The 26,684-nt window shown below is 68.7% G+C and carries 24 protein-coding genes and 1 pseudogene; 11 read left to right on the top strand and 14 right to left on the bottom strand.

The genetic code is table 11. From position 1 onward, the window contains the following. The first annotated feature begins 56 nt into the window (after window positions 1-56). Window positions 57-476, top strand: a complete 420-nt coding sequence (locus AB0B45_RS14110; protein ID WP_358129841.1) for an MmcQ/YjbR family DNA-binding protein — start codon at window positions 57-59, stop codon at window positions 474-476. Between the two features lie 93 nt (window positions 477-569). Here the strand turns inward: AB0B45_RS14110 and AB0B45_RS14105 are convergent, their stop codons facing one another. The 9 genes from AB0B45_RS14105 to AB0B45_RS14065 form a co-directional block, all read right to left on the bottom strand. Next, entirely contained in the window at window positions 570-1,154 is a 585-nt protein-coding gene (locus AB0B45_RS14105) for a hypothetical protein (protein ID WP_358129838.1), read from the bottom strand. A 39-nt stretch (window positions 1,155-1,193) separates the two neighbouring features. Further along, window positions 1,194-2,177: a galactofuranose ABC transporter, permease protein YjfF gene (gene yjfF / locus AB0B45_RS14100; RefSeq protein WP_358129836.1), complete on the bottom strand. Its 984-nt coding sequence runs from the start codon at window positions 2,175-2,177 to the stop codon at window positions 1,194-1,196. Further along, window positions 2,174-3,187 (bottom strand): ABC transporter permease, encoded by a 1,014-nt coding sequence (locus tag AB0B45_RS14095; protein WP_358129833.1) that lies wholly within the window; start codon window positions 3,185-3,187, stop codon window positions 2,174-2,176. The genes yjfF and AB0B45_RS14095 overlap by 4 nt, the downstream gene beginning before the upstream one ends. After that, window positions 3,184-4,746, bottom strand: a complete 1,563-nt coding sequence (locus tag AB0B45_RS14090) for a sugar ABC transporter ATP-binding protein (protein ID WP_358129831.1) — start codon at window positions 4,744-4,746, stop codon at window positions 3,184-3,186. The genes AB0B45_RS14095 and AB0B45_RS14090 overlap by 4 nt, the downstream gene beginning before the upstream one ends. A gap of 118 nt (window positions 4,747-4,864) precedes the next feature. After that, window positions 4,865-5,830 (bottom strand): ABC transporter substrate-binding protein, encoded by a 966-nt coding sequence (locus tag AB0B45_RS14085; protein ID WP_358129828.1) that lies wholly within the window; start codon window positions 5,828-5,830, stop codon window positions 4,865-4,867. 74 nt (window positions 5,831-5,904) lie between these two features. Then, entirely contained in the window at window positions 5,905-6,120 is a 216-nt protein-coding gene (locus tag AB0B45_RS14080) for a hypothetical protein (protein WP_358129826.1), read from the bottom strand. A 221-nt stretch (window positions 6,121-6,341) separates the two neighbouring features. After that, the gene (locus AB0B45_RS14075; protein ID WP_358129823.1) at window positions 6,342-7,481 is read right to left on the bottom strand and encodes a LacI family DNA-binding transcriptional regulator; all 1,140 of its coding nucleotides are present in this window, start codon (window positions 7,479-7,481) and stop codon (window positions 6,342-6,344) included. Between the two features lie 109 nt (window positions 7,482-7,590). Beyond that, complete coding sequence (locus tag AB0B45_RS14070) at window positions 7,591-9,321, bottom strand: ABC transporter family substrate-binding protein (protein WP_358129820.1); 1,731 nt, start codon at window positions 9,319-9,321, stop codon at window positions 7,591-7,593. 71 nt (window positions 9,322-9,392) lie between these two features. Continuing rightward, entirely contained in the window at window positions 9,393-10,994 is a 1,602-nt protein-coding gene (locus tag AB0B45_RS14065; RefSeq protein WP_358129817.1) for a D-aminoacylase, read from the bottom strand. 293 nt (window positions 10,995-11,287) lie between these two features. Here AB0B45_RS14065 and AB0B45_RS14060 point away from each other — a divergent pair, with 293 nt between their 5' ends. From AB0B45_RS14060 to AB0B45_RS14020, 9 genes and pseudogenes are all read left to right on the top strand, one after another. Beyond that, window positions 11,288-12,268 (top strand): ABC transporter permease, encoded by a 981-nt coding sequence (locus AB0B45_RS14060; RefSeq protein WP_358129814.1) that lies wholly within the window; start codon window positions 11,288-11,290, stop codon window positions 12,266-12,268. Beyond that, window positions 12,261-13,175, top strand: coding sequence for an ABC transporter permease (locus AB0B45_RS14055; RefSeq protein ID WP_358129812.1), 915 nt, complete (start codon window positions 12,261-12,263; stop codon window positions 13,173-13,175). The genes AB0B45_RS14060 and AB0B45_RS14055 overlap by 8 nt, the downstream gene beginning before the upstream one ends. Continuing rightward, window positions 13,172-15,282 (top strand): annotated as a pseudogene (locus tag AB0B45_RS14050) (ABC transporter ATP-binding protein). Before AB0B45_RS14055 ends, AB0B45_RS14050 begins: the two are co-directional and overlap by 4 nt. A 180-nt stretch (window positions 15,283-15,462) precedes the next feature. Then, the gene (locus AB0B45_RS14045) at window positions 15,463-15,825 is read left to right on the top strand and encodes a DUF4345 family protein (protein WP_358129809.1); all 363 of its coding nucleotides are present in this window, start codon (window positions 15,463-15,465) and stop codon (window positions 15,823-15,825) included. Between the two features lie 74 nt (window positions 15,826-15,899). Further along, window positions 15,900-16,307 carry a hypothetical protein gene (locus AB0B45_RS14040; RefSeq protein ID WP_358129806.1) on the top strand — a complete coding sequence of 136 codons (408 nt, stop codon included), beginning with the start codon at window positions 15,900-15,902 and terminating at the stop codon, window positions 16,305-16,307. A gap of 122 nt (window positions 16,308-16,429) precedes the next feature. Further along, entirely contained in the window at window positions 16,430-17,170 is a 741-nt protein-coding gene (locus tag AB0B45_RS14035) for an acyl-CoA thioester hydrolase/BAAT C-terminal domain-containing protein (protein WP_358129803.1), read from the top strand. A gap of 77 nt (window positions 17,171-17,247) precedes the next feature. Further along, a complete protein-coding gene (locus tag AB0B45_RS14030) occupies window positions 17,248-17,508 on the top strand; it encodes a hypothetical protein (protein WP_358129801.1) in 261 nt (86 codons plus the stop codon). Window positions 17,509-17,561: 53 nt separating this feature from the next. Next, entirely contained in the window at window positions 17,562-17,891 is a 330-nt protein-coding gene (locus AB0B45_RS14025) for a leucine-rich repeat domain-containing protein (RefSeq protein WP_358129799.1), read from the top strand. Continuing rightward, window positions 17,888-18,316 (top strand): leucine-rich repeat domain-containing protein, encoded by a 429-nt coding sequence (locus AB0B45_RS14020; protein WP_358129796.1) that lies wholly within the window; start codon window positions 17,888-17,890, stop codon window positions 18,314-18,316. Before AB0B45_RS14025 ends, AB0B45_RS14020 begins: the two co-directional genes overlap by 4 nt. A gap of 159 nt (window positions 18,317-18,475) precedes the next feature. Here AB0B45_RS14020 and AB0B45_RS14015 read toward each other — a convergent pair whose 3' ends face one another. The 5 genes from AB0B45_RS14015 to AB0B45_RS13995 are packed head-to-tail and all read right to left on the bottom strand — an operon-like array spanning window position 18,476 to window position 24,052. After that, window positions 18,476-19,438: a dipeptide ABC transporter ATP-binding protein gene (locus AB0B45_RS14015; protein ID WP_358130278.1), complete on the bottom strand. Its 963-nt coding sequence runs from the start codon at window positions 19,436-19,438 to the stop codon at window positions 18,476-18,478. Next, window positions 19,435-20,379: an ABC transporter ATP-binding protein gene (locus AB0B45_RS14010; RefSeq protein WP_358129793.1), complete on the bottom strand. Its 945-nt coding sequence runs from the start codon at window positions 20,377-20,379 to the stop codon at window positions 19,435-19,437. The genes AB0B45_RS14015 and AB0B45_RS14010 overlap by 4 nt, the downstream gene beginning before the upstream one ends. Beyond that, complete coding sequence (locus AB0B45_RS14005; protein ID WP_358129790.1) at window positions 20,369-21,361, bottom strand: ABC transporter permease; 993 nt, start codon at window positions 21,359-21,361, stop codon at window positions 20,369-20,371. The genes AB0B45_RS14010 and AB0B45_RS14005 overlap by 11 nt, the downstream gene beginning before the upstream one ends. Beyond that, the gene (locus tag AB0B45_RS14000) at window positions 21,358-22,317 is read right to left on the bottom strand and encodes an ABC transporter permease (RefSeq protein WP_358129787.1); all 960 of its coding nucleotides are present in this window, start codon (window positions 22,315-22,317) and stop codon (window positions 21,358-21,360) included. Before AB0B45_RS14000 ends, AB0B45_RS14005 begins: the two co-directional genes overlap by 4 nt. Window positions 22,318-22,342: 25 nt before the next feature. Continuing rightward, entirely contained in the window at window positions 22,343-24,052 is a 1,710-nt protein-coding gene (locus AB0B45_RS13995) for an ABC transporter substrate-binding protein (protein WP_358129785.1), read from the bottom strand. A gap of 214 nt (window positions 24,053-24,266) precedes the next feature. On the opposite strand from AB0B45_RS13995, the gene AB0B45_RS13990 reads away from it, so the two are divergent. Continuing rightward, the gene (locus AB0B45_RS13990; RefSeq protein ID WP_358129782.1) at window positions 24,267-26,594 is read left to right on the top strand and encodes an immune inhibitor A domain-containing protein; all 2,328 of its coding nucleotides are present in this window, start codon (window positions 24,267-24,269) and stop codon (window positions 26,592-26,594) included. The last annotated feature ends 90 nt before the right edge of the window (window positions 26,595-26,684 follow it).

Here is a 26,684-nt window from a genome sequence, read left to right as displayed (position 1 = left end):
GACCGATTGCCGGAATCCCGGCCAACTCGGCGGCCGTGCCCCTTAGGCTGGCGACCGTGGCCGGCGGTTGGACGGACACAGACGTCGAACGGGTGCGCGGGCGACTCGTCGAACTGGTCGCCCGCCTGCCTGGGGTGACCACCGAGGACTCCTTCGGGCACATCTCCTTCATGCTGGAGCGCAAGCGGCTCGCATGGCTGTTCATCGACCACCACGGCGATGGAAGGCTCGCCCTGTGCGTGAAGGCGCCGCGTGGCGAACTGGAGACACTGATCGCCGCCGACCCTGACCGGTACTTCCGCCCTGCCTACGTCCACGGGTGGGTCGGCGTCGAACTCCACGACGTCGAGCCGGACTGGGCGGAGATCGGCGCGCTGCTGGAACAGGCCTGGCGCATGCTGGCGAGCAAACGCGCCGTGGGCGCCTACGACGCCGCACAGCAGGGCCGCGCATCGGCGTCGGGCGGAGACCGCTGACCCGTTCTCCGCCTGACGTCCGTATGTGCGCCCGCCGGCCCCGCCGGCTGGGAGTGTGTGGCGGCACGGGCGAGGCCCGGCGAGGTCGGCCGTCTACCGCTGGGAAACGCGGGTGAAGCGGAGGTCGGCAGCCGTGGTGATCTTGCGATAGGTGCGCTTGTCGACGAACCGCATGCTGTCACCCGAGCAGGTGAAGGCCGCGTTCTTGACCAGCGGCGCATCGTAGAGCCCGTCCTCCAGCCCCGACAGGAGAGGCACGGGATCGCCCACCGGCTGCGTGGTGGGGATGAAGTTCCCCGCCTTGCCGGCGTTGCCCGAGGCCCCCTTGGCGATCATGGCTACCCTGCCCTTGGTGTCGCCGACCACCTTGGCACCCATCGTGAGCACTCCCGAGTACTGATGCCAGCCCCGCAGATCCTGCCCGCCACCGGTCCGGGTGAAGGAGGTCTTCTTCGACCCGGTGAAGGTGTACGTCACGCTGGTCGCGGAGAGCACCATCTTGATCAGCGGCTTACCCTTGTGCACGGTCGTCTCGACCCCGCCCTCGGGCAGCGTCTCCCTGTCCACGACCTTCATGGCCGTCAGCGTCCACGTCCCGGCGTAGCAGCCGGTCGCGGCCTCGGCGGGAGCAGCCGTCAACACCCCGGCGACCAAGGCCGCACACATCACGATCTTCATGATCGGATCCTAGAGGCCGCCGCGCGCGGCCCAGCCCCCTCATGTAGGGCTTCGGGCCGAGACCAGGCGCTGGAGCAGGATGAAGACGAAGAGGAGAAGGCCAATGAAGATCTTGGTCCACCAGGAGCTGAGCGTGCCCTCGAAGCTGATGACCGTCTGGATCAGGCCGAGCACCAGCACGCCGAGCACGGTGCCGAACAGGAAGCCGGACCCACCGGTCAGCAGTGTGCCGCCGATGACGACGGCCGCGATGGCGTCCAGCTCCATGCCGACGGCGTGCAGGCCGTAACCCGACAGCATGTAGAACGACAACAGCACCCCGCCGAGCGCCGAGCAGAAGCCGCTGATCGTGTAGACCGCGATCTTCGTCCTGCCCACGGGCAGGCCCATGAGCAGCGCCGACTGTTCGCTGCCGCCGGTGGCGTAGGTGGAGCGGCCCAACCGGGTGTAGTGCAGGACGTAGGCGGCCGCGAGCACGACCACCACCGCGATGATCACGCTCGGTGAGATCCACAGGTCGGCGCCCAGGTCGACCCTGGTCTGCGCGAACGCGGTGAAGGTCGGGTCGTCGATCGGGATCGAGTCGGTCCCGATCGTGTAGCACAGGCCGCGGGCCAGGAACATCCCGGCGAGCGTGACGATGAACGGCTGGATGTCGAAGGCGTGGATGATGGAGCCCATCAGCGCCCCGAGCGCGGCGCCGATGAGCAGCACCAGCGGGATCACCAGGTACGGCGGCCAGCCCGGCCCTGCCATCAGGCTCGCCGAGATCATCGTGGACAGCGCCACGACCGAGCCGACCGACAGGTCGATGCCGCCGGTGAGGATCACGAACGTCATGCCGACCGCCACCACCAGCAGGAAGGCGTTGTCGACGAAGACGTTCAGCAGGACCTGCCCGCTGGCGAAACCCTCGTAGCGGATGCCGCCCGCGACGAACATCGCCACGAACAGGCAGCCGGTGACGAGCACGGGGACGTACTTGGCGGGAACGGACCTGGCCGCGCTCACCAGCGTGGTCATGCGATCACCCTCGCCTTCTCCTCGGCCGCGGGGGCCGGCACGGCCGTACGCCCGCGGCGGGTGAAAGCCTTCGCGCGGAAGGCCGGGGACTGAATCAGGCAGACCACGGTCACCACGAGCGCCTTGAACAGCAGCGTGGTCTCCGGCGGCACGCCGACCGAGTAGATGGTCGTGGTCAGCGTCTGGATGACCAGGGCGCCGAGCACCGTCCCGCCGAGGGAGAAGCGTCCGCCCGACAACGACGTCCCGCCGATCACCACGGCGAGGATGGCGTCCAGCTCGATCCACAGCCCGGCGTTGTTGCCGTCGGCGCTGGAGACGTTCGAGCTGATCATCAGCCCGGCGATGCCCGCGCAGAGCCCCGCGAAGGCGTAGACCACGACGATGATCCCGCGCGCCCTGACGCCGGCGAGCCTGCTGGCCTCGGCGTTGCCGCCGACGGACTCGATGAGCATGCCGAGGGCCAGCCGTCTGGTGAGGAAGGCGGTGACCGCCAGCACCGCCAGCACGAGCAGGATCCCGAAGGGCACGGTCAGCCAGTAGCCGCCGCCGATGAGCTTGTAGGAAGGATCGTTGATCGTGATGATCTGACCGTCGGTGATCAGCTGGGCCAGGCCGCGCCCGGCCACCATGAGGATCAGCGTCGCGATGATCGGCTGGATGCCGACGCCCGCGACCAGGAACCCGTTCCACGCGCCGAGACCGGCCGACAATGCCAGCGCGAGCACGACCGCGCCGAACACGCTCGCGTCCTGGCTGATCTGCAGGCAGGCCAGCGCCCCGGAGATCGCCACCACCGAGCCGACAGACAGGTCGATGCCTCCGGTCGCGATGACCAGCGTCATCCCGAGCGAGACCAGGATCAGCGGGGCGCCGAACCGCAGGATGTCGATCAGGCTCCCGTAGAGGTGACCGTCGCGCAGCTGGATCGACAGGAAGCTCGGCGTGAAGAACACGTTGACGATCAGCAGCACGGCCAGCACGACGAGGGGCCAGAGCAGGCGTCTCACCGTGCCCCTCCGTCCGCATGGCCGGGTCGGCCATGCCTCGCGTCGGCGGCCGCGGCGTCCCCTCCGATCGCGATGGTCTCCATGAGGACCTCCGTGGTCAGGGTGTCGTCGTTGGGCAACTGGGCGACCAGCCGCCGATCGCGCAGGACGCCGACCTTGTGGCTGAGCCGGAGCACCTCCTCCAGTTCGGCGGAGATGAACAGCACGGCCATGCCGCCGTCGGACAGCTCGGCGACCAGGCGCTGGATCTCGGCCTTGGCGCCGACGTCGATGCCGCGGGTGGGCTCGTCGAGGATGAGCAGCCTGGGCTCCAGGATCAGCCACCTGGCCAGCACGACCTTCTGCTGGTTGCCGCCGCTGAGGTTGCGCACCAGGTGCTCGGGGTCGGCCGGGCTGATCTTCAGTGCCTTGATGTACCTGGCCACGAGGTCGTCCTGCTGGTCGCGCGGGACCGGCCTGGTCCAGCCGCGGGTGGCCTGCAAGGCCAGGATGATGTTCTCCCTGACCGTGAGGTCGGCGATCAGCCCGTCCCGTTTGCGGTTCTCCGAGCAGAAGGCGATCCCGTGACCCATCGCGGCTCGCGGCGTGCGCAGCGCGACCGGCGTGCCGCCGACCGCCACCTCGCCGCTCCCCGCGTGATCGGCGCCGAAGAGCAGGCGCGCGACCTCGGTACGGCCGGAGCCCAGCAGCCCGGCGAGCCCGACGACCTCGCCTTCGTGGATGGTCAGCGTGAACGGCTCGACGGCTCCGTCGCGGCCGAGCTCGCGGGCCTCCACGAGCGGCCGGTCGAAGACCTTGACCTGGCCATGGAGCTTCTCGAGGTCCGCGAGCTCCTGGCCGATCATCTTGCCGACGAGCTCGACCTGGCCGAGCTCACTGGTGAGATACTCGCCGACGCGCTTGCCGTTGCGAAGAATCGTCATACGGTCCGAAATCTCGTAGATCTGGTCAAGAAAGTGGGAGACGAAGAGGATCGCGATTCCCTCGCCCCTGAGCCCGCGCATCACCCTGAACAACTGCTCGACCTCACCGGCGTCCAGGCTGGAGGTCGGCTCGTCGAGGATCAGCACGCGGGCGTCGATGTCGATCGCGCGGGCGATGGCCACCATCTGCTGGACGGCCAGCGAGAAGTCCGACAGCGGCGCGGACACGTCGAGTTCGAGCTCCAGCCTGGACAGCAGCTCACCGGCCCTGGCCCGCATCCGCTTCCAGTCGATGCGCCCCATGCGGCGCGGCTCGCGGCCGATGAAGATGTTCTCCGCCACCGAGAGGTTCGTGCAGAGGTTGACCTCCTGGTAGACCGTGCTGATGCCGGCCTGCTGCGCTTCCAGCGGGCCGGCGAAGGCGACGTTCCTTCCGGCCAGCTCGATGGTTCCCGCGTCGACGGGGTGCACGCCGGTCAGCACCTTGATCAGCGTGGACTTGCCCGCACCGTTCTCGCCCATCAGGGCGTGCACCTCGCCCGGCAGCAGCCGGAAGTCGACGCCGTCCAGCGCCTTCACGCCGGGAAACTGCTTGCCGATCCCGCTCATACGCAGGATCGGCGTGGATTCGGCCATCCTCTCCTCTTTCCTCGACTCCGGCCCGGCGCCATGGGACGGCCCCGCCCCGACGCGGGGCGGGGGTCTCACGGCATGCCGTACCTTCATGTCGTCGCCCGCACGGCGGCGGAAGGCGTCAGTACTTACGGCCGGGCAACGCGGTCTTGGCCTGTTCCTGGGTGAACGTCGTCTCCTCGGTCACCACGCGGGCCTCGATGGTCTCCCCCTTGAGTACCTTCTTGGCCAGATCCATCAGCTGCGGGCCGAGCAGCGGGGAACATTCGACGATGTAGTTGATCTTCCCGTCGGCGAGCGCCTGCATCCCGTCCTTGACGGCGTCGATCGTGATGATCTTGATGTCCTTGCCCGGGACCTTGCCCGCGCCCTCGATCGCCTCGATTGCGCCCAGGCCCATGTCGTCGTTGTGCGCGTACAGCACGTCGATGTCCGGGTTGGACTTCAGGAAGGCCTCCATGACCTCCTTGCCCTTGGCCCTGGTGAAGTCGCCCGTCTGCGAGGCGACCACCTTGAACTTGGGGTCGGCCGCGATGACCTCGGCGAAGCCCGCCTTGCGGTCGTTGGCCGGCGCCGAGCCAGTGGTGCCCTGCAGCTCGACGATGTTCACCGGGTCGGTGGCGGACTTGTACTCCTCCACCAGCCACGTGCCCGCCTTGCGGCCCTCCTCCACGAAATCCGAGCCGAGGAAGGTCTTGTAGAGGCTGGTGTCCTTGGAGTCCACCGCCCTGTCGGTGAGAATGACCGGGATCTTGGCGTCCTTGGCCTCCTTGAGGACGGTGTCCCAGCCCGACTCCACCACCGGCGAGAAGGCGATGACGTCCACCTTCTGCTGGATGTAGGAGCGGATCGCCTTGATCTGGTTCTCCTGCTTCTGCTGCGCGTCGGAGAACTTCAGCGTGATCCCGGCCTCCTTCGCCGCCTCCTGGACGGACTTGGTGTTGGCCGTGCGCCAGCCGCTTTCCGCTCCCACCTGGGCGAAACCCATCGTGATCGAGCCGTCGCCCGAACCGCCGCCGGAGCCGCACGAGGCGACCGACATCGCGGTCAGCCCGGCGAGCACCAGCACCGAGATCCTCTTCAACACGTGGGGGGTCCTTTCTGATGTGAGCGCTAACGCTCGCCGTCGGCGAGCCGCGCCCTCCTGCCGATCCTGTACGGCTACCGCCGGGCCACGCCGCCCCTGGAGGCCGGCGCCTGGGTCGCCGTCCGCTGTGTGGCGACCACGATGATGCCGTCGACGCCCTGATCGGCCAGGCAGTCGAGAGGGTCGCGCATCCCCGGCCTGTCGATGGACTTGAGGCTGACGAAGTAGCCTCCCGCCTCCTTGGCCACGTCGGCCATCACGGGCGGACGGCGCCCATGCGTCGATGCCACAGCGTTGCTCCTCGCTTGCTTTGGCACAGACTGTGAACGCTAACAACAGGTGTCGTCAAGAGCCTGTTGGATTACGGTCCGATCACACGAAACCTAGAGGAAACACCCCTTGACGCGGCGACCGCCAGCAATCTTAACTAGTCCTGTTAACGCTAACATTCTCCGAGGAACCATGCTCGCCTTACCTGCAGCCGTGCGCCGCCCTCACCTCGGGGGGCGGGTCATCGAGAGGACGCCGGTGATGACACGCTGGAGGTCACCGCCCGCGGGATCAGCGGCGCCGCTCCACCAGGTGGACGCTGAAGGGCTTGTGGTTCCGACACCCAGGCTCGGGCTCGGTGACGCCCGCGCGCCGCGTGGCGGTCATGACAGGGTGCCATGCCCTGGGGCGCGGTGGAGTCGCGGATCACCAGGGTGCAGGGCACGCGGTGCACGCCTGGCGTCGCCCTGCCCTCGATGGCCGCGAACAGGTGCTGGGCAGCGGTCCTGCCGAGCGACTCCAGGTTCATGTCCACCGTCGTCAGGGCAGGACGCGTCTCGGTGGACAGGACCTCCCAGTTGTCGTAGCCCACCACCGCGATGTCGTCGGGCACCCGCCGCCCCCGCTCCCGCGCCGCCTCCACGAACCCGGCCGCTATCTGGTCGCTGCCGCAGAACACGGCGTCGATGTCAGGCTGGGCCATGAGCAGCATCTCCGCGGCGTGGCGCCCCCACCGCTGCGACCACGCGCCGAAGAGCGCCTCCCCTGCCTGCGCCAGCCCCGCCTGCGCCAGCGCCAGCGCCAGCCGTACCCCCTCGGCCCTGTCCTGGGCGGCCTTGTAGGTCGCAGGGCCGGTGACGTGCGCGATCCCGCTCCTGCCCATGGCGAGCAGATGCCGTACGGCCATGACGGACGCGCCCACGTCGTCGGGTACGAACGAGACGTCGGCCGGGTCGTCCGACGGCCCGTAGGCGTAGACCACGGGCACCGGCAGGTTCTTGCTCACCGACGGACGCGGATTGGTGCTCTCCCCCACCACGATCAGCCCGTCGACCCTGCGCGACAGGAGCGCGCGCAGGTGATGCTGCTCCCTGATGGCGTCACCGCGGGCATCGCACAGCAGAACGGCCATCTCGCCGGCGCCGAACGCGTCCTCCGCGCCGAGCAGCACCGGGATGCCGAACCGGCCCACGCTGTCGGAGGGCAGCAGCCCCACGGTTCGCGTCTGGCCGGACAACAGGCCCCTGGCGAGGGCGTTCGGCTGGAAGGCGAGCTCCTGCGCCGCCGCCGGGACCCGATCGCGGGTCGAGGCCCGCACGTCCTGGCTCCCGTTGAGCGCCTTGGACGCCGTGGCGATCGACACCCCCGCAAGGGAGGCCACGTCGTTGATGGTCGCCCGCCTATCCTCGGCAACCGCGGCCCGGCGACCATGCGCGTCTGGCTGCCGACATGACCTCCCCCCGCTGAGCAGGTGAAGACCGGCGGCACCCTCACGACTCGCCCAGCAGTCCCCACTGCTCGGTGTTGTAGGTCGGGAATCCCAGGCTGTTGTCGCGGATGTTGCCGAGCTTCGCGTCGTAGGCGAGGAAGGACCTGTTCTGGTAGAGCGGCAGGATCGCGTAGTCCGACGAGACGATCGTGTCGGCCTCCTGCAGCTTCTTGGTCGCCGCCTCGGCGCTGGTGGCCGACAGGGCCTCGTTGAGCAAGGCGTCGACCTTGGGGTTGCGGTAGTTGTTGAGGTTGAACCGGCAGAAGGCGACGCCCTCGGGGCAGCTCAGGTAGTACGGGATGTTGCTGGTCGTCGTGAACGGCGACTGCGACACCGTGCCGACCGTCATCGCCCAGTTCCCTTCCTGCACGGCCTCGACCGTGTTGGACACCGTGGCCACCTGCACGTCCACACCCAGCGGCGCGAGTGCCGCCTTGACCAGCTGGGCCTCGCTGGCCCGCAGCTTGTCGCCCGCCTGCACCGCGAAGCGCAGGGAGGGGACGGACGTGCCGTCAGGCGCGACGAGCTTCGAGCCGGCACCGGTGTACCCGGCGTCGTTCAGGGTCTTCTTCGCCTTCTCCGCGTCGCCGATGCCGTACTCGAACGCGGTCACCGCGTCGGTGTAGCCGGGTGCGCCGCCGAGGAACATGTGGCTCTTCATGGGCTCCGCGGTGTCGTCGAACTGCCCGATCGTCTTGTCGATCAGCTCTTGGACGCTCACCGCCTGGAAGATCGCCTTGCGCAGGGCCACGTCCTTCAGCGCGGGGGCGTTGAGGTTGAGCCAGATCTGGTGGACCGACGCGCCCGGCGTCACCTGGTAGCGGATCCCTGGCAGTTCGTCGACCTGCTGGACGATGTCAACCTGGGGGTTGGGGTAGATCACGTCGACCTCCTCGTTCGCCAGCGAGGTCGGTTGCTGCGAGACGTCCGTGATGAGCCGGAATACGAGTTTGTCCAGGTTCGGCGGCTTGCCGTACCACTTCTCGTTGCGGACCATCACCACCGAACCGTCGGCGGTGAACTCCTCGATCCTGAACGGGCCCGCGGAGAACTTCGGGACCGACGTGGCGAAGCCCTCGTTGAAGCTCTTCTCCAGGCCCGCGGCGGTGTCGGTCGGTCCGTAGGTCTTCGCGACGTGGGCCGGGAGGAACGGCGAGAACAGCGCCTTCCAGTCCACGTACGGCTGGTCGAACACGACGGTGACGGTCCGGCCGCCGTCCGAACCGGTGACCGACTTGATCCGGTCGTATCCGGCGGTGTTGGCGGCCTGGCATTTCGGGCACTGGCGCGGGTCGAGCGCCCGCCAGGTGTAGACGAAGTCGTCCGCCGAGATCGGCCGGCCGTCGGACCAGACCGCCTTCGGGTCGATCGTGTACTTGATCGTCTGCGGTGAGTCGCCTACCTTCTCCGCGCTCGTCACGAGCGCCTCGTTGCGGACCGGCGACCCGTCCGGCCGCATCGTGAACACGCCGGGCATCAGCACGCCGGCGACGTCGAGCACCGAGTACGTCGCGCCGCCGGTGTTGAGCACGTTCCAGTTCGAGATCGGATATGTGATCGTGTAGGTCACCGTGCCGCCCGTGCCCACCTTCGCGCTGTTCGCGGTGTTCACGTCACCGGTGACGCGGCCGTCGCCGGATGTCGTCGCATCGTCTCCGCCCGCGCAGGCGGCCAGCAGCAGCGCCAAGGCGCCTGTCGTCAGAGCCAGTGAGGTTGTTCTGCGGAAGGCCATGGTCGGCTCCAGGGGGTGCGATGGATCAGGGGCGCTCGCCGCGCGGCCGCGCCGCGCGGTCTCCTGGCGTCTCAGCGTCCGCGGCGCAGTGCGCGGCCGGGAAGAAGTCCGGTGGGCACGCCGTCGGCGAACGCGGTCTGCCCGTTGACCACCACGTGCCGGACACCGGTGGCGTACTGGTGCGGCTCCTCGTAGGTCCCCAGGTCGCCGACCGTGTCCGGGTCGAACACCACGATGTCGGCGTAGTTGCCTGCGGCGAGCAGCCCGCGATCGCGCAGGCCGAGGTTGCCGGCCGGCAGGCTGGTCATCCGGCGTACGGCCTCGCCGAGCGTGAGCAGCGACTGCTCCCGGACGTACCTGCCGAGGATGCGGGCGAAGGTTCCGTAGGCCCGCGGGTGGGTGGGGGCGTCGGCGTACGGCGATTCGGTGGCGTAGGTCGGGGCGTCGGAGCCGACGGAGACCCACGGGTTGCGCAGGGCGGTGCGCAACGCCTCCTCGTCCATCATGAAGTACATGGCGTGCAGCGCCGGCTCCTGCTCGACCAGCTGCAACAGCATCTCCACCGGATCGGTGCCGTGTCCTTCCGCCGCCTGAAGAAGGCTGAGACCACGGTACTCGGCCGCCGGCCCGTTCGGGTCGGGGAGCAGCATCACCCCGCCCGCGCCGCCCGTGGCGAGATAGAGGTTCTCCCAGCGCTCCGACGGCGTCACGACGGCCTCGCGGATGCGGGCGCGTTCGGCCGGGTCGGCCAGCCTGGCCGCGAGCGCCTCGTAGCCGCCGTCGTGGAAGTCCGGCGGGATCGAGGCGGCGAGCTGGGTCTGCCCGGCGAGATAGGGGTAGATGTCGGCGGTCACCGGCTGGCCCGAGGCCCGTGCGGCCTCGACGCGTTCGACGGCGCGCGCCATCTTCGGCCAGTTGTGCCGTCCCGCGGCCTTGAGGTGGTAGATCTCGGCGCGCAGCCCGGCCCGGCGGCCGATCTCGATCAGCTCGTCGACGGCCTCGAGGAAGTGGTCGCCCTCGCTGCGCATGTGCGAGATGTACATGCCGTCGTGCCGGGCGACGACCTCGCACAGCGCGACCAGCTCATCGGTCGAGGCGAAGCACCCCGGCGGATAGATGAGCGCCGACCCCAGCCCCAGCGCGCCGTCGGCCAGTTCCTCGTCGAGGACGCCGCGAACGTGGGAGAGCTCGGTGACGGTCATCGGCCGGTCGTCCGAGCCCGCCCCGATCATGCGCAGGTTGTGCGCGCCCACGAAGCTCGCGACGTTCTGGACGACGCCCTTGCCCTCGAGGTGGGCGAGGAACTCCGACAGCCGGTCCCACACCAGCGGCGGATCGTCGGGCTCGAGTCCCGGTTCGACCTGTGTCCTGACCGCAGGGGTGAAGGGACCGATCGAGATACCTTCGCCGAAGACCTGGGTGGTGACGCCCTGGTAGAGATCGGACAGGCCGCGGCCGTCCCTCTCCAGGGTGAAGTAGGCGTGGCTCAGCACGTTCACGAAGCCGGGCGCGACCACCAGACCGGTGGCGTCGAGCACGGGCGCGTCGTCGCCGCCCGCGCCGGGGCCGACGGCGACGATCCGGTCACCGTTGACGAGGACGTCGGCGGCGCGGCCGGGGCCACCGCTGCCGTCATGGACTGTGCCACCGCGAATCACCAGGGTCGTCGACATGCGAGCATCCTGCGCCGCCGGAGCTTCCGAGAGTTCATCCGATCCGACGAACTCCTCGGTGAGGTTACGTCGCTTTCGACGAAGTGCCCGCGGGCACGAACGACTGCACTGGGCTACGAGGTCCGGTACGGCGACGCGGAGGTCGACCATGGAGAGCACACCCACGATACGGATGCCGTCGAAGGCGTCCCTGACCGGCGTGACCCGGGCGGCGAAGGACTCCGGGCCCGGGGGCGCCTCCGGCGCGTCGGCCTCCACGTGCGGCCGGCACCGCGCGAGCCGGTGATCCGATCGTGCTCGCCTACTCCTTCCGCCGCCTCCTGGTCTCCATTCCGGTGATCGTGGCGTCGACCTTCGTCGTCTTCCTGCTCGTGACGCTGTCCGGCGACCCGCTCGCCAACCTCAAGGGCCGCAACCCGCCCCCGTCGCCGGGGGTGATAGCGGTCGAGGCGCAGCGGCTACACCTGGACGAGCCTCCGTTGCAGCGCTACTGGACGTGGATCACCGGCGTGGTCCGGGGTGACTTCGGCCCTTCGGTGCGGACCAACCTGGACATCGGCCACGAGATCGTCACCAGGTTCGGCGTCACCGTCCGGTTGATCGCCGTGGCCGTCGTCCTGGCGCTCGCGCTCGCCGTCGTGGTGGGCGTGCTCAGCGCGGTGAAGCAGTACTCGGGGATCGACTACGGGTTCACGTTCGCCGCGTTCCTGTTCCTGTCGATGCCGTCGTTCTGGTTCGCCGTCCTGCTCAAGCAGGGCGGGATCTCGCTCAACAAGCTCGTCGGAGACCAGGTGGTGTACACGATCGGGGAGAGATCCGTCGTCGTCGAGGGTGGTGCCTGGGCCCAGCTGGCCGACACGGCGGGCCACATGGTGCTGCCGACGATCTCGCTGGCGCTGATCTCGTTCGGCGCGTGGAGCCGGTTCCAGCGTGCGTCGATGCTCGACGTGCTGAACAGCGACTACGTCCTGTTCGCCCGGGCCAAAGGACTCTCCAGGCGACGGGTGGTCGTGCGGCATGCGCTGCGGACGGCGCTGATCCCCATGACCACGGTCACCGCGCTCGACTTCGCGTCGCTGATCTCCGGCGCCGTGATCATCGAGACGGTCTTCCAGTGGCGAGGGCTCGGCGACTTCCTCGTCACCTCGGTCGACCAGCGCGACGCCTACGCGGTGCTCGCGTGGCTGCTGGTGGTGGCCGTCGCGGTCATCGTGTTCAACCTGATCGCCGACCTGCTGTACGCCCTCCTCGACCCCCGGATCCGCTATGAGTGACGACAGCGAGGCGGTGGTCCGCCGCATGTCGAAGCCGCCGGCAGCCGTCGTGGTACGGCAGCGCGGTCAGGGCGAGCTGGTGCTCCGCCGCTTCCTCCGGCACAAGGCGGCGGTGATCAGCCTGGTGCTGTTCGTCGCCGTCGTCCTGCTCGCCTTCGTCGGCGGCGCGCTCTGGCGCTACGACTACGCCGACATCACCTCCGCGGCCTCGGTCCCGCCCTCGCTCGAGCATCCCTTCGGCACCGACAACCTCGGGCACGACACGTTCGCGCAGGTGCTGCGCGGCACCCAGCGGTCGATCGAGATCGCCCTGCTCATCGCGTTCCTGGCCGGGCTGCTGGGCACCTTGTGGGGCGCGTTCTCCGGCTACTACCGCGGCATCACCGACAGCGTGATGATGCGGTTCGCCGACCTGGTCCTCACGCTGCCGCTGCTGGCGGTCGCCGCCGTGCTGACCCGCGCCACCTCGGGCTCCTGGTGGTTCGTCGCGCTCGTCATCGCGGCCCTCCAGTGGGCGTACGTGTCCCGCGTGGTGCGTGGCGTCGTGCTGTCGCTGCGGGAGAAGGAGTACGTCGAGGCGAGCCGCGCGCTCGGCGCCACCGACCGCTGGATCATCTTCCGGCACCTGATCCCCAACGCGTTCGGGCCCGTCATCGTCAACGTCACGATCCTCGTGGCCGCCGCCATCCTGGTGGAGACGGCCCTGTCGTTCCTCGGCCTGGGAGTGCAGCCGCCCGACACCTCGCTCGGCCTGCTGGTCAGCGAGGCCGACACCGCGGTCAGCACCCGGCCCTGGCTCTTCTACTTCCCCGGCGCGTTCATCGTGGTGATCGCCCTGACCATCAACTTCGTCGGCGACGGGCTGCGCGACGCCTTCGACCCGACCCAGCGGAAGGTGCGCGCATGACCGGACGCGAGACCGTGCTCGAGGTCGAGAACCTCACCGTGTCGTTCCCGACCGACGACGGCCTGGTCAGGGCGGTCCGCGGGGTCGGCTACGAGCTGCGGAGAGGCGAGGTGCTGGGCATCGTGGGCGAGTCAGGCTCGGGCAAGTCCGTCACGTCGATGGCGGTGATGGGCCTGCTGCCGGCCTCGGCGAAGGTCGGAGGCTCGGTCCGCTTCCGTGGTCAGGAGCTGATCGGCGCGCCGGATAAGGCGATGCGGGCCATCCGCGGCGGCCGGATCGCGATGGTCTTCCAGGACCCGATGACCTCACTCAACCCGGTCCACCCGGTGGGCGACCAGATCGCCGAGGCGGTACGGGCGCACAACGACGTCAGCGCCTCGGCGGCCCGCGAACGCGCCGTCGAACTGCTGGCGATGATGCAGATCCCACGGCCCAGGGAACGTGCCCGCGACTACCCGCACGAGTTCTCCGGCGGCATGCGCCAGCGAGTGGTCATCGCCACCGCGATGGCCAACGACCCGGACGTCATCATCGCCGATGAGCCGACCACCGCGCTCGACGTCACCGTCCAGGCGCAGGTGCTGCGGGCGCTGGAGACCGCGCGGGCCGCGACCGGCGCCGCCATGGTGCTGATCACCCACGACCTCGGTGTGGTCGCGGGGACGGCGGACCGGGTGCTCGTCATGTATGCCGGCCGGCCGGTGGAACTCGGAGGCGTCGACGACATCTACTACGAACCGCGGATGCCGTACACGCTGGGCCTGATCGGCAGCCTTCCCCGGCTCGACGACGCCCGCAGGGGTGACCGGCTGGTCCCGATCACCGGGTCGCCGCCGTCCCTGCTCGAGCCGCCGCGGGGATGCCCGTTCGCGCCACGTTGCCCGATGCGACAGGAGATCTGCGAGACGGTCGAGCCGGAGCTGCTGACCGCCTCCGCGTCGGGCCCCCCGCCCGCTTCCCCCTCGGGCCACCTGTCCGCTTCCGCGTCGGACCACCTGGCCGCCTGCCACTTCTCCGCCGACCTGGAGGGTCGACGGCCCGAGGACGTCTTCGCCCCGACCTCGGTCGACAACGCTGGAGGCGCACGATGAGCCCGCAGCCGCTGCTGTCCGTGCGGAACCTGGTCAAGCACTATCCGGTGCGCGGCAAAGGTCTGCTCCGGCGGACGACCGGGGACGTGCACGCCGTGTGCGGCGTGTCGTTCGATCTGCACAGGGGCGAGACCCTCGGGCTCGTCGGAGAGTCGGGCTGCGGGAAGTCGACCACCGGACGTGCCGTCCTCAACCTGCAGCCACCGACGTCCGGACAGGTGCTCTTCGACGGCCAGGACCTCGGCACCATCGGCGCCACGCGGATGCGCCGGCTGAGGCAACGCATGCAGATCGTGTTCCAGGACCCGTACGCCTCCCTCGACCCGCGGATGACGGTCGGCAACGCGATCGCGGAGCCGCTGCGCATCCACGGCACGTACGGCCAGGACGGGTCTGACCGGGTCAGGGAGCTGCTCGGCACCGTCGGGCTGAACCCCGAACACGGGAACCGGTACCCGCACGAGTTCTCCGGCGGTCAGCGGCAGCGCGTCGGCATCGCCAGGGCGCTTGCGATGCGGCCCGAACTGCTCGTGCTCGACGAACCGGTGTCGGCGCTCGACGTGTCGATCCAGGCAGGCGTGGTGAACCTGCTCGAAGACCTGCAGGAGCAGCTGGGTCTCGCGTACCTCTTCGTCGCCCACGACCTGTCGGTGGTCCGGCACATCGCGCACCGGGTCGCCGTGATGTACCTCGGCCGGGTCGTCGAGATCGGCGACAGGGACGCGCTGTTCGACCGGCCCGCCCACCCGTACACCCAGGCGCTCATCTCGGCCATCCCCCTGCCCGACCCGCGGCGTGAACGGATCAGGGCACGCGAGAGGATCGTCATCGGCGGGGACGTGCCCAATCCCGTCAACCCGCCGAGCGGCTGCCGGTTCCGCACCCGCTGCCCGAAGTTCGGACAGCTCACCGAGGCCGAGCGGACCGCCTGCGTCGAGCAGACGCCCGACCTGGTCGACCGCGGTCACGGCCACCCGGCCGCCTGCCACTACGCCGAGGTCGTCGCCGTCGTCTGAACGCTCGGCCGCGCGCTCTCGTTCTCCGACACCCGTGGATATCAGGGTGGCGTCCAGGATCGTGGGGGCCACCGAACGGCTTGGGAGACAACCCCGAAGGGGGCGGCACACGTCGCGCTCATCCGCCACTACCTGGGAGGTCGTCGACGGCCGACCGCTGTTCCCGTAATGCTGGAACCCATGAGCCAAGTGGTCATCGGCGTGGTGATGGTCTTCTTCGCTGGGATGGGGATCTATGGCCTGATCTGGCCCACCTCGCTGGTGGCCCCCTTCGGCACGGCGCTGCTGTCGGCCGACGGCCGCAACGAGGTCCGAGCCGTGTACGGCGGCTTCGGTCTGGCCGTGGCCGTGGCACTCGCCTTGGCCATGAACGACGTCGGGTTGCGTGACGGCGTCACAACGACCATCGCCCTGGCGCTCGCGGGTATGGCCGCGGGACGGATCGTCTCCATGGTCGTCGAGCGTCCGTCACGGTTCTATCCCACCGTCTTCTATCTACTCGTCGAGGCGGCTCTCGCCGCAGCTCTCTCCGCCGCCCACTGAGCGGAAGCCAGTGACGGGCGCTGATCGCGGCCACCAGCGTAGGCGGTGTCATCGGCGCCTTCTCCGCCCGCCCGATGGCGGCACGGCTGGGCAGCGCGCGGGCCGTCCTGCTGGGCAAGGCCGGACTGGTGCCGCTGGGCCTGCTGATCGCGTGCGCTGACCGCGGCGTGTGGCTGGTGCCGTTCGTCGCGGCCGGCATCGCGATCATCGGGGGCATCGTCGCAGGCAACGTGATCTTCTCTGGCTTCGTGCAGACGTACGTGCCCACCGACGTACTGGGCCGGGTGACCACCAGCGTCCAGGTGGTCAACTACGGTGCCATCCCACTCGGCGCCATGCTGGCGGGCACGCTGGCGACCGCACTCTCCGTACGGGCGGCCCTGTGGGTGATGCTGGGGATCTTCGCGCTGAGCGGATTGATCCTGCTGGCCAGCCCGCTCCGTCGCCTCCGGGACCTGCCCACCGGCCGCATGGGCGCGTAACGCATCGATACGGCGGTGTCCGCGCGAGCTGCCCCCGGGCCCCTGGGACAGCTGACTGATGAGTTGGCCATAATCCCAAGGTGGAGAAGTACCTAGCTGTTTCCGACAGCGCCGAGGTCGGGGTGCTCGTGCTGACCGGATCCAGCGGCCGGATCGACCCGGGGCGTTGTGATCTCTTGTCGGCGCACGGCATGACCGCGATGTCCATCCGGTGGTTCGGCGGGCCAGGTCAGCCGCCGGGGATCTGCGAGGTACCGCTGGAGACGTTCGTGTCCGCGCTCGACCTGCTGGCTGGGACAGGTGTGTCGCGCTTGGCCGTGCTGGGGGTGTCCAAGGGCGCGGAAGCAGCGTTGATGCTGGCGTGCGTCGAGCCGCGAGTGGAGGCTGCGATCGCCCTGTCACCCTCGTCTGTCGTCTGGGCCAATGTCGGGCCCGGACTCGATGGCGTGACAGAACCCTACCGGTCGTCCTGGATGTGGCAGGGCCAGCCGCTCCCGTTCGCCTCCTATCCCGCCGAATGGCCTGCGGAAGGGCCGCCCACGTCCTTCCGCGCGTTCTATGAACGCGGTCTCGCCGCCGCCCCTCCCGAGGCCGCCATCCCACTGGAACGGACCCGCGCCGAAGTCATGCTCGTGTCCGGTGGAGACGATCAGATGTGGCCGTCTCTCAGGTTCGCCGAGGCTCTCGCCGAGCGCCGCCACGTCCACATCGTCAGCCATCCGTCGGCAGGACACCGGCCCCGTTTCCCGGGCGAGTCTCCTGCGCAGCAGTCGCCGTCCTATCTGTATGGCGGCTCACCCCATGCCGACGCGGCCTTGGGAGCCGCGGCTTGGCCGCACATCCTCACCATGCTGAGCACATGACCAGGCTTGCGCGAAGATCCATGGGATGCTCAGTTCGTTGATCGCTCAGCGGGAGCTGGGGCTTAGGATGCCACAGCATGACGTCTCCGCAGCGAGCCGAGGAACCCCGACTGGCCTTACTGCGTCCGAAGGTGGCAACCGCCTCGCCCGCGCGGGCGTGGAAGGCCGTCCGGGAGCTCGTCCTTCATCCGCCGCCCGGCGGTAGCGTGCGCCAGGCGCTCGAACTGGCCTCCCAGTTCGCCGAGATCGCGCTGCCCTCCACCGACAAGCTCCTCAGGCTCTGGGCGGAGACCGAAGACCCTGGCGGCTTCGCCGAAGTCGTCCTGGCCCCTGCGTAGCAGTCACCGACCTGAAGCCGCTCTCTCAGTGCGCCGCGTTGAGAAGCGTCAACTTGAGCGGCTGCCGCCAGGTCTCCGACATCTCCCCGCTGATGGCGGCTTGCGGGCTGCGCCGTCTGGACCTCGAGAAGACAGCGGTGGCGCACCTGGACGGCATCACCGGGGCCCTCCCCGAGCTGGAATACCTCAACCTGCAGTACTGCCGGTCGCTTCAGAGCGTCAGCCCCCTGTCAGGGCTGAGCCGGCTGGCCGAGCTGTGGCTCACTGGCTGCACGAACCTGAAGGGTCTCGACGACCTCGGCCACCACCCCCACCTGACCGGCCTCGGCCTTCCGTCCTGCCCCTACCCGATCTGCGCCCCCTGTCGCGGCTGCCCGCGGTGACCGACATCATCATCACCGAGCCCAACAGGCTCACCTCGTTGGAGGGGCTTGAAGGGCATCCATCGCTCAAAAACGTCGACCTGGCCTTCACTCACCGCATACAGGACTTCTCCGCCCTGGCCCAGATGCCCGCGCTGCGCCAACTGACCCTTCACGGGCTGAACCAGCTCACCGACCTGACGCCCCTTCCCGGCCTGCCGTACGTGGAGAGGCTGGTCATCGCGAGTTGCCCGAACCTGCGGACCCTCGGCGCGCCCGACCTGCCGTCCTGGCGGTCCCTCAGCCTTTATCACTGCCCCTCCCTGGTCGATCTCGGCGAGATCCCCGACCTTCCCGCGTGTGCGAAGGTGTCGATACAGGGGTGTCCGGGGCTCCCGGACTCCACCGTCGCCGTACTCCGAGCCAGAGGAATCACGGTGAGATAGCGGTACGGGCCTCATGCCCGTCACCAGCCATGTCGCCGGCGCCCGCTGGGTGACTGTTCCATGCGCCGGGGGCACCGACCCGGCACCCGCCGGCTCCGCGACCATCAGCACGGAACCGAGCGGGTCCAGGCGTAGCGCCGCCCGGGATCACGCCCCGGCTCAATCGGGAAAGTGACAGGCCACCTGCCGTTTCGCGTGGATCCGCAGCACCGGACTCTCCTGCGCGCACAGCGGGGCGGCCTTCGGGCAACGGGGATGAAACGTACAGCCGGCGGGCGGGTTCGCCGGAGAGGGCAGATCTCCGCGCAGCACGATGCGCTCCCTCTTGCGCTCGATCTTCGGATCGGGCACGGGCACGGCCGAGAGCAGGGCCTGCGTATAAGGATGAGCGGGATGCCGGTAGACCTCGTGCTTGTCCCCTATCTCCACGATCCGGCCCAGATACATCACCGCGACCCGATCGCTGACGCGTCGCACGACGGACAGATCGTGAGCGATGAAGACGTAGGTCAGCCCGAGTTCGCGCTGAAGCTCCTCCATGAGGTTGACGATCTGCGCCTGTACGGAGACGTCCAGCGCCGACACCGGCTCGTCGGCGATGACCAGCTTGGGCCGGGTGGCCAGGGCCCGCGCGATGCCGATGCGCTGGGCCTGGCCTCCGGAGAACTCGTGCGGGTAGCGGTCGATGTGCTCGGGGATCAGGCCGACCAGGTCCAGCAGCTCCTTCACCTTCGCGCGAACCCCTGAGACGCCCTGGACGACCAGCGGGTTCGCGATGATCTGTCCGACGGTCTGCCTGGGGTTCAGCGACGAATACGGATCTTGAAAAATCATCTGAAGGTCGCGGCGGAGCGGGCGCATCTCCCCCTGGCTCACGTGGGTGATGTCCCTGCCCTCGAAGGTGATCGAGCCGGCGGTGGGTTCCAGCAGCCGGACGATCATGCGGCCTGTCGTGGACTTGCCGCACCCCGACTCCCCGACCAGGCCGAGCGTCTCGCCCTGCCGTACCTCGAAGGACACCCCGTCGACCGCCCGTACCGCGCGGCCGCGGCGGCGGGCGAAGGGGATCTTTAGGGGAAAGCTCATGCGCAGGTCGGATACCCGCAGCAGGTCGTCCATCAGGGGCTCCCAAGGTGACAGGCGGCGAGGTGACCGGGAGAGGTCTTGGTGAGGAGCGGCAGGTCCCGCTCGCAGACCTCCATACGCTGCGGGCACCGGGGATGGAAGGGGCAGCCGGGCGGCGGCGCCAGCAACGACGGCGGGGAACCGGGGATCGTGCGCATGGGCGTGTCGTCGTCTTCGTCCAGGCGGGGCAGCGAGTCGAGGAGGCCACGGGTGTAGGGGTGCCGGGAGCTGTCGAAGATCTCGTCGGCGGAGGCCTGCTCGGCGACGCGCCCGCCGTACATGACCAGCACCTCGTCGGTGACCCGCGCCACCACGCCGAGGTCGTGGGTGATCAGGACGACCGCGAGCCCGCGGTCGTCCTGGATCTTCTTGATCAGTTCGAGGATCTGGGCCTGCACGGTCACGTCGAGTGCCGTCGTCGGCTCGTCCGCGATGAGCAGGTCCGGCTCGCAGGCCAGGGCCATCGCGATCATCACGCGCTGGCGCATGCCCCCGGAGAACTGATGGGGGTAATCCCCCACCCGGTCCTTCGGCGAGGCGATGCCGACCTCGGCGAGCATCTCAACCGCGCGGATCCTGGCGGCCCGGCGCGAGGCCCCGAAGTGGAGCCGGTAGGCCTCGGCGATCTGCTCGCCCACGGTGTAGTGAGGGTGAAGCGACGACAGCGGATCCTGGAAGATCATCGCCATCCGGCGCCCCCGCAGCCTGCGGAGAGTCTCCTGCGGCGCCCCTACGAGCTGCTGCCCGTCGAAGAGGATCTCCCCGGAGACCTGGGCCTCCCGATGCAGGCCCATGATGGCGAGGCTGGTTACCGACTTGCCGGAACCTGACTCGCCCACGATGCCGAGCGTGTGGCCCTTGTCCAGGGAGAAGCCGACGTTCTCGACCGCCCGCAGGCCCCCGAAGGCCACCCCGAGGCCCTTGATTTCAAGCAGCATGTCTCACCCTGGGGTCCACGACGCCGTAGAGCAGGTCCACGACCAGGTTGGCGATGACGATGAAGAACGCGGCGAGCAGCGTCGTGCCGAGCACCACCGGGTGGTCCTGGGCGGTGATGCTGTTCACGGTGAGCTTGCCGATGCCGGGCAGGCCGAAGATGGACTCGGTGATGATCGCGCCGCCCATCAGTCCGCCGAGGTCCATTCCGAAGATGGTCACGATAGGGGTGAGCGCGGCCCTGAGCCCGTGCTTGACCACGACGGTCCGCTCGTGCAGGCCCTTGGAGCGGGCGGTGCGGATGTACGGCTCGCCCATCGTCTCGATCATGGAGGAGCGGCTCTGCCTGGCGTACATGGCGGCGGACAGGATCGCCAGCGCGATCCAGGCGAGCACCAGGTTCTGCGCCCAGGTCAGCGGGCCCTCGCCGAACGGGGTGTAGCCCGGGTACGGCATCAGCTGCAGCCCCTGGACCACCACGTAGAGGAGCATCGGCCCGACGAAGTAGATGGGCAGGGCCGCCGCGGCGACGGTCGACACGACCAGCGTCCGGTCCAGCAGGGTGTCCTTGCGCAGGGCCGACACGACGCCGACGCTCAGCCCGCCGATCATCCAGAGCGTGGCGGCCCCGACGGCCAGGGAGAAGGTCACGGGCAGGCTCTCCAGAAGGAGGTCCCAGACCGGCTGGCCGCTCTGCCAGGAGTAGCCGAGGCAGGGGAAGCCGCATTCGACCGCGTACTGGCCGGTGCCCAGGGTCCGCCCGGCGAAGATACCGGTCACGTAGTCGAAGAACTGGGTGGGAAGCGGCCGGTCCAGGCCCATCTGGTTGCGGATCTCGGCGATCCGCTCGGGCGAGCAACTCTTGCCGCAGGCGGTGACGGCCGGGTCGGTGGGCAGCAGGTAGAAGATGGCGAAGGTCACCGCGCAGATCACCAGCAGGACGCCGGCGACCGCGGCCAGCCGGCGCGCGAGGTAAATGATCATTTGCGGGCGCCCTTGGGATCGATGGCGTCCCTGAGCCCGTCACCGAGCAGGCTGAACCCCAAGACGACGAGGAACAGGCACAGGCTGGGGATGACGAAGTACATCGGGTCGACCTGGTAGTACGTCACCGCGTTGGAGAGCATCTCCCCCCACGAGGGCGTCGGCGGCCTGATGCCGATACCGAGGAACGAGAGCGCCGCCTCGGCGCTGATCAGCCCGGGGACGAGCAGCGTGGCGTAGGCGATGATCGGTCCGGAGACGTTGGGCAGGATCTCCTTCAGCAAAATCCTGTGATCGCGGGCGCCGCTGGTCCTCGCCGCGTCCACGAACTCCCGTCGCTTGACCGAGAGCGTCTCGCCCCTGACGATGCGCGCGATTCCGGGCCAGCTGAAGAAACCGATCACGGCGATGAGCAGGACGATCCGGTTGACGTCCGGGGTCACCGCCATGATGGCGATCATGAAGATGAGACCGGGGAAGGACATCAGCAGGTCGGTGAGCCGGCTGATCACCGTGTCGACCCAGCCGCCGAAATAGCCGGCCGCGATGCCGAAGAACGTGCCGAGCACCATCACGACCGCCGCGCTGGTGAAGGCGATGAACAGGGATACCCGGGCGCCCTGGACGATCCGGCTGAAGATGTCCCTGCCGCTGACCGGCTCGACGCCGAGCCAGTGCTCGGCGCCGATCCCGCCCAGTGCGCCTCTGGGGATCCCGGCGAGGTTGGCGTCGATGGCGGTCTTGTCGGGCTGGGCGGGATCCCAGCCGCTCAGCGCGGTGAGCAGCGGGGCCGCCAGTGCGACGACAAGGAAGAAGATCACGATACCGAGGCCGGTCATCGCGGCGCGGTTCGTCCGGAGACGGTCAAGGACGAGCCCCCAGGGGGAACGCCCTGCCGGGGTGGCGGTGTCACGCGCCGCCCCGGCCGTCTCCGCTGCGTCGAGCGGAGTCTTCATGCGTGTCCTCTTGCTGGGAAGCTCGTTACCGGGAAAGGCTGGGGTTCTTCAGGCCGATCACGCCGAGGTCGGGGTTGCCCTCCCAGATCGGGTGGCCTACGGCGCCCGCGACGTTGGAGCCGAACAGGTTGTTCTGCTTGGCCCACTGGTACGGCACGGCGGGCGACTTCGACATGATCAGGTCTTCGAGGCCGAGCCACGCCTTGTTCGCCGCCTCGGCGTCGGTCATCGCGTTGATCTCATCGATCTTGGCCATGACCTCCTTGTCCTTGAAGAAGGAGTTGTTGCCGCCGCCGGAGTTCTCGGTGATCGTGCGGCCGTCGAAGATGATCGGCAGGAAGGTCGAGCCCGACGGGTAGTCGGGGCACCAGCCACCGATCTGGATGTCCGGCGCCTTGGTGGGGTCACTGGTGATGCCGCCGACGGCCGAGGCCTCGACCAGGTCGATCTGCATGTCGATGCCGACTCGCTTGAGGGCGGTCTGGAGTGCCTCCGCTCCCGGCTTGCCACCGTTGGACGTCACCAGTCTGATCTTCAGACCGCCGCTGACGCCGGCTTCGGTGAGCAGGGACTTGGCCTTCTCAACGTCTCCGGTCGGCGGGATGCCTAAGATGTCGCGCTTGACGCCGCCGGTGAGGCCGGGCGGCAGGATGGCGCCCGCGATCTCGGCGATCTGGGGGCCGCCCGACGCCGTCTGCAACGCCTCCTTGTCGACGGCGTACTGCACGGCCATGCGGACCTTCGGGTTGTCGAAGGGGGCGCGCGAGGTGTTCAGGTACAGCATGCCCGTGCAGCCGTCCACCGAGCTGACCATCCGCTTCTGAACCTGCGGGTTGGACAGGACCTTGGGCAGGCTCGCGAGCGCGACGTCGACGTAGCCCACCGCCGAGCGGTCAGGACCCTGGTCGGCGATGAGCCGGGTGTCGATGCTCCCGCCGCCCACCGTCTGCTTGACGACGATCCTGTCGGGATAGGCCTTGCGCACCTCGTCGGTCGCGGGGTCCCAGTGCTCGTTGCGGACCAGGATCAGCTCCGCCTTGCGCTGGTACTTCTCGATCTTGTACGGACCCGAGGAGAAGGGGCGGCTGTCGTAGTCGACGCCCTTGTCCTGCGCCTGCGGCACCGGCGCGAATGTCGGCAGCGTCACCGTCTGGCCGAATTCGGCCACCGGGCGTTTGAGCTTGAAGATAATCGTCTTGTCGTCCGGGGTCTCGATCGAGGACAGGTGCTCGCCCTTGAACGGGCCCTTGTACTTCTCCCCTCCCGCGAGGTAGAGGATCGCGTAGTTGGGACCGCCGGGGAGCTCCGGAGAAAATGAACGTTCAACGTTATATTTGACGTCCTGCGCCTTTATGGGCGTTCCATCCTCATATTTCACGCCGTCCTTAAGCGTGAACTTCCAGACCTTGCCCCCCTCGGACGGCGTGCCGAGGTCGGTGGCCAGGTCGGGCACGATCTCCGCACTGCCCGCCTTGTATGTGGTCAGCGTGCGATACAGGAGCCGGGTGCCGAAGCCCATGTCCCGCATGGTCCAGTTGCGCGTGGGATCGAGATGGACGAAGTCCTGATTGGACAGGACGTAGAGGGTTCCGCCCTTGACCGGCCCCTGGTCCGAGGTCGTGGCTCCCCCGGCGTTGTTCTTACTCGCATTTCCCCCGCCGGAGCAGGCGGCGAGACCGAGCACGAGCGTGGTGGCGAGCGCGAGCATGCGTCCGCCGCCCTTGGTTCCAGCCATGTGTCACCTCAGTGGATCGCTCGAACGATCGAAGTGACCCGTAACATAATAATGTGAAATAGCACTAGCAAGTGGCGTTATCGACTCGTAGCCTGCGGATGTCAGCGGGTGCGATTGCTTCACATTACCCCTATCGCCCCATTACTAATATGTGACATATTACGCGCGACCGGTGCGGCCGGAGATCCGGCCCATGACGGAAGGAACCCCCCGCGTGCGTAAGCTCACCGCCATGCTCGCAATCGGGCTGGCCGGAACGGTCCTGGGCGCCTCGGCGCTGCCCGGACTCGCCTCCGCCGATCCGAGACCGGCGCCCACCCCCTCGACGAAGGTCACCGCCACCCCGCCGGGCGAGGGACGTCACCAGGAGGACGTCCGCAACCCGATCGCCGTGCAGGAACGTGCTCTGCGGGACAAGGCCATGGAGCAGGTGCTCTCGGGCCCCGGGGTGAGCGCGCGAGCCTCCGGCCGGGTGAAGATCGGCGACCAGTACGTCGAGCTGGCCCTCGAACGCAAGGACAAGGTCTTCACCGTCCTCGCCGAGTTCGGCGACAAGATCGACAACCGGACGCTGCACAACGGCCAGATCCGCTACGGCGGCGTGCCAGGACCGCTGCACAACCAGATCCCGAGACCGCAGCGAAGCTACGACAACCACACCCTCTGGCAGCGGGACTTCAACCGGGCCTACTACCAGGACATCTACTTCAACGACGCCGAGGGCGCCAACTCCCTGCGCAACTTCTACCGCCTGCAGTCCTCGGGTCGATACGACTTCGACGGCCACGTCTCCGACTGGGTGAAGGTGCCCTACAACGAGTCCCGGTACGGCACGCCCCGCTGTGACAGTGGCCTGGACTGCGACACGCCTCTGTTCGACTTCGTCAAGGACTCCGCCAACGCCTGGTACGACGCCGAACGCGCCAAGGGCCGCAGCGTCGAGGACATCACGGCGGAGCTCAAGAGCTTCGACGTCTGGGACCGATACGACCACGACTTCGACGGCAACTTCGACGAACCCGACGGCTACATCGACCGTTTCCAGGTGATCCACGCCGGCGTCGACCAGACCTGGGGCGGCGGCGCGCAGGGCGCCGACGCGCTGTGGGCGGTCAACCACGACGCCTACTGGAACCTGCGCGGGCGCACGGGCCCCGCGGGCAACCTGCGCGGCGGCACCCAGATCGGCGACACCGGCATCTGGGTCGGCAAGTTCCTGACCGCGGGCGAGAACAGCGGCGTCGGCCTGATCGCCCACGAGTACGGCCACGACCTGGGCCTGCCCGACCTGTACGACGGCGGCGGAACGAACAGCGTCGAGTTCTGGTCGCTCATGTCGAGCGGCTCCTACCTGGGCAAGAAGAACGGGCAGACCGGGGAGTTCCCCGGGGACCTGGACGCGTGGAGCAAGCTGCGGCTCGGCTGGCTCAGCCACGACAGGGCCAAGGCCGCCACCGCCTCCACCCACACCCTCGGGGTGAGCTCCTACAACACCGCCGATCCGCAGGCGGTCGTCGTCGACCTGCCGCCGCACACGATCACCACCGAGTTGGTCGACCCCGCGCAGGGGTCCTTCCAGTGGTGGAGCGGCAGGGGCGACTACCTCAACGAGACGCTCACCCGCGAGCTCGACCTCACCGGGCTGACGACGGCCAAGCTCGACGCCAAGGTCTGGTACCAGATCGAGCAGGACTTCGACTATCTCTACGCCGAGGTCTCCGAGGACGGCAAGTTATGGACACCGATCGGCGGCACCGTCGGCGGGCAGCCGATTCCCTCCGTCGACGGCGTCCCCGGGATCACCGGGCGCAGCGGCTGGACCGACCTCAGCCTTCCCCTGGACGCCTACACGGGCAAGAAGATCCAGTTCCGGTTCCGCTACTTCACCGACACCAACACCGTCGAGAACGGCTTCCTCATCGACTCCATGACCGGCGTCGTCCAGGACGACGTCGAAACCGGCGACAACGGCTGGACCGCCGTGGGCTTCAGCCGTACCGGGAAGATCGGTAAGAAGGACCACCCGCGCGCCTACATCGCCGAGAACCGGCGCTATGCCGGTTACGGCGCCTACCTCAAGACCGGTCCGTACAGCGCCGGCTTCTCCAACGACCCCGCGCGGCGGGAGATCTACGAGCACTACCCCTACCAGGACGGCCTGCTCGTCTGGCTGTGGGACACCTCCTACACCGACAACGCCACCCGCAACCACGTCGGCGAGGGCATGATCCTGCCGATCGACGCCCATGCCGTGCCGCTGCTGTGGAAGGACTACACCAGCGCCAACAGCCGGATCCAGGTGTTCGACTCGCCCTTCGGGCTGACCCCGACCGACCGGTGGGTGCTGCACAAGGACGGCGCGAAGACGGTCTTCCCCGCGCTGCCGGGGGTTTCCTCCTTCAACGACCACACCGGCGTCTACTGGTACAGCACCAACCCCCAGCAGGGCGTCCTCCCGCCCGACACCAACACCAGGATCGACGTGGTCAAGGAAGCGAACAAGGGCCTGCGGACCACTGTCAAGGTGGGTCCGGCCTCCTGAAGCACCCGGGTCCGCCGCGTCGACACCCCGTGGCGGACCCGGACCTCGCTGGGGACGACGACGTGGCCTGGCGCAAGCCCGCTGCGGCGG

The sequence above is a fragment of the Nonomuraea sp. NPDC049152 genome (genome assembly GCF_040648355.1).
Classification (GTDB): domain Bacteria; phylum Actinomycetota; class Actinomycetes; order Streptosporangiales; family Streptosporangiaceae; genus Nonomuraea.
The sequence above is the reverse complement of the archived record's forward strand: the minus strand, read 5'-3'. Positions and strand labels throughout refer to the sequence as shown.